This window comes from Endozoicomonas sp. ONNA2, assembly GCF_024606365.1.
Classification (GTDB): Bacteria; Pseudomonadota; Gammaproteobacteria; order Pseudomonadales; family Endozoicomonadaceae; genus Endozoicomonas.
Genome location: NZ_JAHHPO010000501.1, coordinates 1 through 1,958, shown reverse-complemented (window position 1 = coordinate 1,958; position 1,958 = coordinate 1). Strand labels below are relative to the sequence as shown.

The 1,958-nt window shown below is 43.8% G+C and carries 3 protein-coding genes; all 3 read left to right on the top strand.

Annotated features, from left to right (window positions below; genetic code table 11):
- The first annotated feature begins 502 nt into the window (after positions 1 to 502).
- The 3 genes from KDK14_RS08995 (at position 503) to KDK14_RS08985 (ending at position 1,839) form a co-directional block, all read left to right on the top strand.
- Positions 503 to 934: a phage integrase N-terminal SAM-like domain-containing protein gene (locus KDK14_RS08995; RefSeq protein ID WP_257264758.1), complete on the top strand. Its 432-nt coding sequence runs from the start codon at positions 503 to 505 to the stop codon at positions 932 to 934.
- The gene (locus KDK14_RS08990; protein WP_257264757.1) at positions 876 to 1,202 is read left to right on the top strand and encodes a tyrosine-type recombinase/integrase; all 327 of its coding nucleotides are present in this window, start codon (positions 876 to 878) and stop codon (positions 1,200 to 1,202) included. Before KDK14_RS08995 ends, KDK14_RS08990 begins: the two co-directional genes overlap by 59 nt.
- Before the next feature lie 385 nt (positions 1,203 to 1,587).
- Positions 1,588 to 1,839 carry a BolA family protein gene (locus KDK14_RS08985; protein WP_257264756.1) on the top strand — a complete coding sequence of 84 codons (252 nt, stop codon included), beginning with the start codon at positions 1,588 to 1,590 and terminating at the stop codon, positions 1,837 to 1,839.
- Positions 1,840 to 1,958: the final 119 nt, after the last annotated feature.

Here is a 1,958-nt window from a genome sequence, read left to right as displayed (position 1 = left end):
CTATTCAACATCGGCAAAGTGCTTCCCATAGTTACAAAAATACCCCAAAAAGACCTTTTTGGACTGATAAGTGTCGTTTAAATTAGCCTTGATTGGAACGATCGTAAGGCCGATTCTATCGCCCTGCCCAGGCACATGCTAAAACATAACAATAGTCTGTTTCTTTGATTGCAATTTTTTTTGCTTGATCTTCAGTCATTGAATGAACTCCTTAGAACATAACAGTCGTTTACACAAATCAGTTTCGCATAACAAACTGTAGATTCGCTATACGCACCACCCGATCACCCCATACAGCCCGACTTACACAACGCCCTGCACTTTAAAGACTTATATCTTCTGATTCGCATTTTGTAATTCATATATTTTTCAATCAAGCAACCCCCGTAATTACAGATTGCTTGATTTTCATTCAATACAACAGGTTAACCATTCAGTTGATTTTCTACATATACGAACCAGCTTTTACTGTATAAAAAACACAGCATCAGGCAAAACTTATATGAGATTACTAGAACGCTTTCAAATGGCCATTCGCTCTGCCGGTTACTCTCTGTTTACCGAGCGCAGCTACTGGGATTGGATTAAACGCTTGATAAAATTTCATAAAATGCGCCATCCCGATTTACTGACTGGCGCTGATGTCCGTGATTTTCTCACTCATCTGGTGACGAAAAAACACGTTGCTGTCAATACTCAGCAGCAGGCATTGAGTGCCCTGGTCTTTTTATACAAACAAGTGCTGGGGCGTGACAATTTCACGATCAATGACTGGCAAAAATCCAAACGCCCCAAAAAACTCCCTGTTGTGTTGTCGGTGGCTGAAGCTAACTCAGTCCTGTCTCAAAGGCACACCGTTATTGGTCGCCCAATTAATGTATGGTGTTGGTCTTCGTCTGAAGGAAGCGCTCTGTCTCAGGGTTCAGGATATTGATTTTGGGCACATGGAAATTACCGTTCGCCATGGCAAGGGTGGTAAAGACAGAAGGTCGTTGTTGCCCAAAGCGTCTGTTGAAACATTAAGGATCCAGATCGAATCAGCAAGGTTGCTTCACCAAAAAGCGTTTGAAGAAGGTGCCTGCTTTGTTCATCTTCCCCATGCATTGGCCAGAAAATATCCCAACGCTGGAAAAGAACTGGCATGGCAGTATATTTTTGCCAATGCTGAAGCCCAATCGACACGTTTTACGATCCATCCCTAACAAAAGGTAACGCTACCGCCCCTCACTTGTGCTTCTGCCTTTTACTGGCATCCGGGAGCAGATTATGAAACAGCTCAACAGAAATTTTCAGGTTGATTTTTAATCGATCAGATTAGCCATTTCTGTTAAAAAATTCTGAACAAAGGTAGCAAATAAAATGCCCGAATTGAAGTAGCCTTAACCGCTCTATAGGTGTCAGGTTCCCAGAAGGGTTTTTTCACGTCACCAACAATGGCTGATTTTCAGGATAATGCGTAACGGAGTCAGTCTAATAGTTAGCAACTTAACGTTTCAGGGCTATTCATGGCAATCTCTCTCAGATATCATTCACCGGTTTTATTATTCCCTTAAAATTCCTGGTTGTTATTCCCTGAGAGGTTGGATCATGCAAGCCGAAGAGGTCAAGGCGCTTCTGGAGAAAGAGATTGCGGGCTCACAAGTGATTGTTGAGGGCGAGGGGTGCGACTTTCGTCTGACCGTAATCAGTGACCAGTTTGAGGCGAAGCGACCGGTTCAGCGTCAGCAGATGATCTATTCTCACCTGAATCCATTCATTACCAGTGGTGCAATTCACGCTGTATCAATAGTGGCCTTGACTACCGCCGAGCGTGCCAGACAACTGGATAACCAGGGCTGACAGGGTCCCTGAAAGGTCTAATCCGGCAACCATATATCTGCCCGGTGCTGGTTAATAGCTGCACGGTTAGGAATTGTCTGTAAATAACTTCCACATATTCAGATGCTCCACCGCAATCA